At 73.4% G+C, this 7,371-nt stretch carries 6 protein-coding genes; all 6 read right to left on the bottom strand.

Annotated features, from left to right (window positions below; translation table 11 throughout):
- Window positions 1-182, bottom strand: a 182-nt coding sequence (locus ACFVXK_RS10780) for a hypothetical protein (RefSeq protein WP_389611152.1), incomplete at its 3' end; no start/stop codon positions are given.
- A 234-nt stretch (window positions 183-416) separates the two neighbouring features.
- Window positions 417-1,196: a TIGR03936 family radical SAM-associated protein gene (locus ACFVXK_RS10775; RefSeq protein WP_389611153.1), complete on the bottom strand. Its 780-nt coding sequence runs from the start codon at window positions 1,194-1,196 to the stop codon at window positions 417-419.
- 224 nt (window positions 1,197-1,420) lie between these two features.
- Window positions 1,421-2,275, bottom strand: coding sequence for a hypothetical protein (locus ACFVXK_RS10770; RefSeq protein ID WP_389611151.1), 855 nt, complete (start codon window positions 2,273-2,275; stop codon window positions 1,421-1,423).
- Between the two features lie 139 nt (window positions 2,276-2,414).
- Window positions 2,415-4,340: a TIGR03960 family B12-binding radical SAM protein gene (locus tag ACFVXK_RS10765; protein ID WP_389611150.1), complete on the bottom strand. Its 1,926-nt coding sequence runs from the start codon at window positions 4,338-4,340 to the stop codon at window positions 2,415-2,417.
- A 72-nt stretch (window positions 4,341-4,412) separates the two neighbouring features.
- A complete protein-coding gene (locus ACFVXK_RS10760; RefSeq protein WP_389611149.1) occupies window positions 4,413-6,092 on the bottom strand; it encodes a CHAD domain-containing protein in 1,680 nt (559 codons plus the stop codon).
- A gap of 79 nt (window positions 6,093-6,171) precedes the next feature.
- Complete coding sequence (gene rodA, locus ACFVXK_RS10755) at window positions 6,172-7,371, bottom strand: rod shape-determining protein RodA (protein ID WP_389611148.1); 1,200 nt, start codon at window positions 7,369-7,371, stop codon at window positions 6,172-6,174.

Below are 7,371 nucleotides of genomic sequence, written 5' to 3'. Positions count from 1 at the left end.
GGGGCCTCCTCCGCGACGGCGGGCTCAGGAGCGGCCGCGGTCTCGGCGGCGGGCGCCTCGGCGGCGCCGCCGGGCGGACCGGCCGGCCGGGAAGCCGCGCGGCGGCGCCTGCGCGGGGGCAGGTTGTCGCTGGGGCTGCCGTTACCGGCGGCGGGGGTGTTCTCGTTCTCGTTCTCGAGCATGCGGGCGGTTCTCCCGTCACGCTCCCGGGCGCCGCGGCTGACGTCCGGTCCGGCACGGCTCCGCGCGAAGAACGCGGAGCCGGCCTCCGGGGCGCGTTCGCCACACGGGAGCTGTAGTCCATGGCCGCCGGTTCCGTACGTCTTGTCCGTACGGCCTGGCGGAAGTCTTCAGGTCAGTGCGCTGCCCGACCCAGGTGGCTCCCGAGTTCCAGGGCGGCGCGACGACGACGATCCCTACGCGGCGGGACCTTCCGGCGCCTTCGCGTCGGCGTCCACGGCGGCCGTGGGTGGGGCGGCCGTGTCGGCCTCGCGGTCGGGCGCGAGCGGGTCGGTCACCGTGCCGGACTCCTCGTCGAAGAGCCCCTGCGCCAGCCTGGTCACCGCAGCGGGGACCGGCGGCGCCAGGTCGGCCACAGCGTGAAGACCGGACAGGACGTCGTCGGGTCGCACGGCAGGTGTCAAATGCCGAACAACCAGCCGCAGTATCGCACAGGCATTGTCCAGAGGCCTATCAACCTGGGCAGGAAGCGCCTCGAGGCTCACGACCGCGCCGCGGGTGTCGAACGTGCGCATCCCGTTCTTGGTCCGGCGCTGCACCTCGACCGTCTCGGCGGCGAGGAACGCCTCCACCGCGCGCTGGGCCTCGGCGGGCTCGACGCCCTCCAGGCGCAGCTCCCAGATCGAGGCCGTCAGCCGGTCCGCGAGCCCGGAGGTGCGGGCCTCGACGGCGTCGACGATGTCGAGGCCGAGCGGCATCGACTCGTCGAGCAGCTTGCGCAGCGTCTCGGGGTCGCGGGGCGCGGCGAGGGCGATCTCCAGGTACTCCGCCTCGCTGCCGGTGCCGGTCGGCGCGGCGTTCGCGTACGAGACGCGGGGGTGGGGGGTGAAGCCGGCCGAGTACGCCATGGGTACCTCGGCGCGGCGCAGGGCGCGCTCGAAGGCGCGCTGGAAGTCTCGGTGGCTGGTGAACCGGAGGCGGCCACGCTTGGTGTAGCGCAGTCGGATGCGCTGCACCACCGGTGCGGGGGGCGGGCCTTCGGGCTGTCGCTTGCCCAGTGGTTCTTCTCCTTGTGCGGGGCGTCGCGGCTCGCGCGCCGCCCTGAGGTCTGTCGACCCGTCCGGCTCACCCCCGCCGGCGGGGCGGGGAGATCTCGGCAGCGGGTGCCGCGTCGGCGGCTGTCGTACTACCCAGAGTACGCGCCCGTGACCTCGCCGGTTCCCGGGCGGGCCTCCCCCGGCTACCGGGTGGGGGCGCCCGTGCCGAAGATCGCCCGCCGCACCTCGGCCCGGGCCTCCCCCACCGCGGTGCGGGCGGCCCGCCACACCTGGCGCAGCGCGCGCCCGACGGGGGTGGCCACGTGGCGGTTGGCCCAGGCGAGCGGGCGGGCGACGCAGCCGCGCCACAGCCACCGCAGGCCGCGTCCGAGGGCCCGGGTGATCCGGCCGGCGAGGTGCCAGGCGGGCGCGAGGACCTCGCGGACGAGGAAGACGAGGGGCGGCACGATCCCGTGGACCACCACCCAGGCCGTCCCGCGCCCGAGCGGCAGGACGGCGTACCGCCACAGCCCCACCCAGGGCCAGACGAACACCAGCAGGCAGACCCCCCGCACCAGCCACCGCACCCCGTGTCCGAGCGGGGTGAGCACCTGGCGGTAGAGCCAGGTCAGCGGCGGGGCGACGAGGTCACGCAGCACCCATCCGAGGCCGGCGCCCACGGGCGCGAGCACGTACCGCCCGAACGCCAGCACCACCCAGGCGGCCGCCAGCCCGACGGGCCGCAGCAGGTACCGGTACACCGCGCTCCCGACGGGCGCGGCGACGTACCGCCACAGCCCCACCCAGGGCCAGTAGAAGAGGACGAGGGCGAGCGGCTTGAGCAGGTACCGCCAGAGCCGCACGAGCCCCCACCCGAGGGCGTTGCCCAGCGGGGCGAGCACGTGCCGTCCGGCGGCCCGCGCGCAGAACACGAGCAGGTCCCACACCATCCGCACGGGCAGCACCACCAGCACGGCCACGACCTTCACGGGCACCCTGACGATCCCGGCCAGACACCCGTCCCCACCCTGCGCGGCCTGCGGCCTCTCGTTCTCCATGCCGCTAAGGACAGCAGAACGCCCCGCTCCGTTGCGCGGGGCCCCGCAGATTCAGCCGATCGATCCCGGCCCGGCCCGGCCCGGAGACGGACATGCCCCCCACCGTTCCCGGTGGGGGGCATGTCCCGAGCGGCTCAGGTCACTTCACGACCGACAGCGGCAGCAGCTTCTTGCCGGTGGGGCCGATCTGGATCTGGGTGTCCATCTGCGGGCACACGCCGCAGTCGAAGCACGGGGTCCAGCGGCAGTCCTCGACCTCGGTCTCGTCGAGGGCGTCCTGCCAGTCCTCCCACAGCCAGTCCTTGTCGAGGCCGGAGTCGAGGTGGTCCCAGGGGAGCACCTCCTCGTAGGTGCGCTCGCGGGTGGTGTACCAGGCCACGTCCACGCCGTGGGCGGGCAGGGCCTTCTCCGCCGCCTGCATCCAGCGGTCGTACGAGAAGTGCTCGCGCCAGCCGTCGAAGCGGCCGCCGTCCTCGTAGACCGCGCGGATCACGTCGCCGATGCGGCGGTCACCGCGCGAGAGCAGGCCCTCGACGATGCCCGGCTTGCCGTCGTGGTAGCGGAAGCCGATGGAGCGGCCGTACTTCTTGTCGCCGCGGATCTTGTCGCGCAGCTTGGTCAGGCGGGCGTCGGTCTCCTCGGCGGAGAGCTGCGGGGCCCACTGGAACGGGGTGTGCGGCTTGGGGACGAAACCGCCGATCGACACCGTGCAGCGGATGTCGTTCTGGCCCGAGACCTCGCGGCCCTTGGCGATGACGTTGATCGCCATGTCGGCGATCTGCAGGACGTCCTCGTCGGTCTCCGTCGGCAGGCCGCACATGAAGTACAGCTTCACCTGGCGCCAGCCGTTGCCGTAGGCGGTGGCGACGGTGCGGATCAGGTCCTCTTCCGAGACCATCTTGTTGATGACCTTGCGCATGCGCTCGGAGCCGCCCTCGGGGGCGAAGGTCAGACCGGAGCGGCGCCCGTTGCGGGTCAGCTCGTTGGCCAGGTCCACGTTGAACGCGTCCACGCGGGTCGAGGGCAGCGAGAGGCCGATCTTGTCGTCCGTGTAGCGGTCCGCGAGGCCCTTGGCGATGTCCGCGATCTCGGTGTGGTCCGCGGAGGAGAGGGAGAGCAGGCCGACCTCTTCGAAGCCGGTGGCCTTCAGGCCCTTCTCGACCATCTCGCCGATGCCGGTGATGCTTCGCTCCCGCACGGGGCGCGTGATCATGCCGGCCTGGCAGAAACGGCAGCCGCGGGTGCAGCCGCGGAAGATCTCGACGGACATCCGCTCGTGGACCGTCTCGGCGAGCGGGACCAGCGGCTGCTTGGGGTAGGGCCACTCGTCGAGGTCCATGACCGTGTGCTTGGAGACGCGCCACGGAACGCCGGAGCGGTTGGGCACGACACGGCCGATGCGGCCGTCCTCCAGGTACTCCACGTCGTAGAAGCCCGGGATGTAGACGCTGCCGGTCTTCGCGAGGCGCAGGAGGACCTCCTCGCGCCCGCCCGGACGGCCCTCGGCCTTCCAGGTGCGGATGATCTCGGTCATGTCGAGGACGGCCTGCTCGCCGTCGCCGATGATCGCCGCGTCGATGAAGTCCGCGATCGGCTCGGGGTTGAAGGCCGCGTGGCCGCCCGCGAGGACGATGGGGTGGTCGACCGTACGGTCCTTCGCCTCCAGCGGGATGCCCGCGAGGTCCAGGGCCGTGAGCATGTTCGTGTAGCCCAGCTCCGTGGAGAAGGACAGGCCGAACACGTCGAAGGCCGAGACCGGGCGGTGGCTGTCGACGGTGAACTGCGGCACCTGGTGCTCGCGCATCAGGGCTTCCAGGTCGGGCCACACCGAGTAGGTGCGCTCGGCCAGGACGCCCTCGCGCTCGTTCAGTACCTCGTAGAGGATCATGACGCCCTGGTTGGGCAGACCCACCTCGTACGCGTCCGGGTACATGAGCGCCCAGCGGACGTCACACGCGTCCCAGTCCTTGACGGTGGAGTTCAGTTCACCGCCGACGTACTGGATGGGCTTCTGCACATGCGGGAGCAGAGCTTCGAGCTGTGGGAAGACCGACTCGGACATCACGCGACTTTCGTGAAGCGGGCAGGGGGCGACTCTCTAGCGTACCTTGAGGCCCGGCCGCCCTTCTCCACGTGATCATTTCAGGGCGGTCTTCGACCTCCGGCGGGCGGCCTTGGCCCAGATGGCCGGAAGCCGCTGTTCCAGGCGGGCGGACCGGCCTTCCTCGCGGCCGTGGAGCAGCCCCCAGGTGAACGCGGACTCCCCCGCGTCGGCCGCCTGGGCGCCGAGGCCGAGCAGGGCCTCGCGGGCCACGACCCCGTCCTGGTGGTCGCCGAGCAGGCCCTGGACCTTCTTGGCGGCCTTGGCCAGCTTGCGGGCGGGTCCGCCGAGGGCGGGGGCGGCCGCCTCGGCGGCGTAGCGGGCGCGCTTGGCGGCCTTGCGGGCCTCGTGGAGGGCGCGGTCGCGCTCCTCGCCCGGGTCGAGGGCGAGGGCGGCGCCGACGCGGTCGGCGAGGCGGTCCCAGTCGCGCAGGACTGCCTTGGACAGCTGCCGGGTCGCGGGGCGGGCGGCGGCGGGGCGCAGGGGCGGGTGGGCGAGGAGGGCGTCGACGGAGTCCAGGAGGGCCAGGTAGCGGTCGCTGTCGAGGGCGGCGACCGCGCGGCGGCGGGTGCGCTTGCGGCGCAGGGCGTTCCAGGCGCGCAGCCGGTCGCGGACGGGGCCCAGGCGCAGGCCGGGAGGGAGTTCCCCGAGCCGGGCGCGCAGCAGTTCGAGGAGTACTTCGCGGTCGCGGTCGGCGCCGAGTTCGGCGCCGAGCCAGCGCAGCTCGTCGCGGACGGGGTCGGTGGCGGCGCGGTCGAGGACCTTGCGGTGGGTGGCGAGGGTGCTGCGCAGCCGGCGGGTGGCGACGCGCATCCGGTGGACGGAGTCGGGCAGGTCGCGGCGGACGGCGGGGTCCTGGGCGACGAGGGCGTCCCGCTGCCGACGCACGTACGCCAGGACGTGCGCGCCCGCCGTCCGGTCGGCGGGGTCGTGGCCGGGGCGGGCGGGGGGCGGGGCGCCGGTGGCGGTGAGGGCGCGGGCGAGCTTGGAGGGGGCGTCGCTGACGCGCAGGCCGGCCTCGGCGAAGCGGTCGGTGACGGCGTCGAGGAGGGCGGGGTCGGCGCCGTCGGCGAGTTCCACCTCGACCTCGGTCCAGGCGGTGGCGGCCGGTCCGCGTTCGGCGCGGACGGTGTCGGTGCACAGCCGGGCGAGGAGGGTGCCGTCGGCGGCGAGGAGGTCGCGGGTGTGGCGTTCGGAGCTGAGGCGGACCTGGGGTTCGAGGCCGGAGCGGCGGGTGCGGGAGCGGGCGAGGGCGGCGAGGTCCGGCGGGAGGGTGTCGGAGAGGGGGGCGTGGACCTCGTCGCGGGTGCCGGGGGCGACGGGGAGTTTGAGGTGCCAGCCGGCGTCCTCGCCGCCGGTGCGGCGGCGCAGGGTCAGGCCGTCGGCGGCGAGGGCCAGGCCGGGGGTGTCGTAGTAGACGGCGTCGAGGCGGGCGGTGCCGCGGTCGTGGACGGAGGCGATGCCGGCGGTCCCGGTGAGGTCGGGCAGCCGCGGCCGGCCGGCCCCGCCCTTCTTGCCGGGCGCCTCCGCGGTCGCCTTCCCGGCCGCCTCCGCGGTCGCCTTCCCGGCCGCGTCCCCGGCCGTCTTCCCGGCCGTCTTCCCGGCCGTCTTGCCGCCCTGCCGGGCCCGCTCGCCGCGGCTCCCGGAACTCCCGCCGCTCCCCTGACCCCCGGTGAACTCGAATTTCCGCTCGATCTCGCGCTGGGTGTCCGCCATGGATCGAATCTAGTCCTGATCCGGGGCGGTGGCAGGGCGCTGCGCACGGCGGCGTGAAGCGGCCGGCGCGGCGCCCCGTTCAGGCCGACATCGGGCGCTGCACCCTTATCGACTGGAGCAGCCCGACGGCCACCCAGACGGCGAACATCGAGGAGCCTCCGTAGGAGACGAAGGGCAGCGGCAGGCCGGCGACGGGCATGATGCCGAGGGTCATGCCGATGTTCTCGAAGGCCTGGAAGGCGAACCAGGCGATGATCCCGGCGCAGACGATGGTCCCGTACAGCTCGGTGGTCTCGCGGGCGATCACGCAGGCCCGCCAGAGGATGACGCCGAGCAGGACCAGGATCAGTCCGGCGCCGACGAAGCCGAGCTCCTCGCCCGCGACGGTGAAGACGAAGTCGGTCTGCTGCTCGGGGACGAACTGGCCGGTGGTCTGGGAGCCCTTGAAGAGGCCGGAGCCGAGGAGGCCGCCGGAGCCGATGGCGATGCGCGCCTGGTTGGTGTTGTAGCCGACGCCGGCGGGGTCGAGCTCGGGGTTGGCGAAGGCGGCGAAGCGGTTGATCTGGTACTCGTCGAGGACGCCGAGCTGCCAGATCAGGACGGCTCCGGCGGCGCCGGAGGCGAGCAGGCCGACGACCCAGCGGTTGGAGGCGCCGGAGGCGAGCAAGACGCCGAGCACGATGACGACCATGACCATGACGGAGCCGAGGTCGGGCATCAGCATGACGATGCCCATGGGGGCGGCGGCCAGGCACAGGGCCTTGACCACCGTGCGGTGGTCGGGGTGTTCGAGGTCGCCGGCGTCCACCCGGGCGGCGAGCAGCATGGCCATGCCCAGGATGATGGTGATCTTGACGAACTCGCCGGGCTGGAGCGAGAAGCCGCCGCCGATGACGATCCAGGCGTGGGCGCCGTTGATGGTCGAGCCGAGCGGGGTGAGCACCGCCAGGACGAGCACCAGGGAGAGCCCGTAGAGGATCGGCACGGCTCCGCGCAAGGTGCGGTGGCCCAGCCAGACGGTGCCGATCATCAGCACGAGCCCGATGCCGGTGTTCATGGCGTGCCGGGTCAGGAAGTAGTACGGGTCGCCCTGGTTGAGGGTGGTGCGGTTGCGGGTGGCCGACCACACCAGCAGCGCGCCGAGGAAGGACAGGGCGAGCGCGGACAGCAGTATCGGCCAGTCGAGCCGGCGCAGGACGGAGTCCCTCGCGGTCAGCTTGGCCACGGCTCCGCGCTCGGGCGCGTACCGGGAGACGGAGAACTTGTTGGCGGTCTGCAT

It is taken from the genome of Streptomyces sp. NPDC058157 (assembly GCF_042884105.1).
GTDB lineage: Bacteria > Actinomycetota > Actinomycetes > Streptomycetales > Streptomycetaceae > Streptomyces.
The sequence above is the reverse complement of the archived record's forward strand: the minus strand, read 5'-3'. Positions and strand labels throughout refer to the sequence as shown.

What these genes read in the sequence shown, in the direction of transcription:
- rodA (WP_389611148.1), bottom strand. Translation starts at nt 7,371, where the DNA reads ATGCAGACCGCCAACAAGTTCTCCGTCTCCCGGTACGCGCCCGAGCGC.
- ACFVXK_RS10760 (WP_389611149.1), bottom strand. Translation starts at nt 6,092, where the DNA reads ATGGCGGACACCCAGCGCGAGATCGAGCGGAAATTCGAGTTCACCGGG.
- ACFVXK_RS10770 (WP_389611151.1), bottom strand. Translation starts at nt 2,275, where the DNA reads ATGGAGAACGAGAGGCCGCAGGCCGCGCAGGGTGGGGACGGGTGTCTG.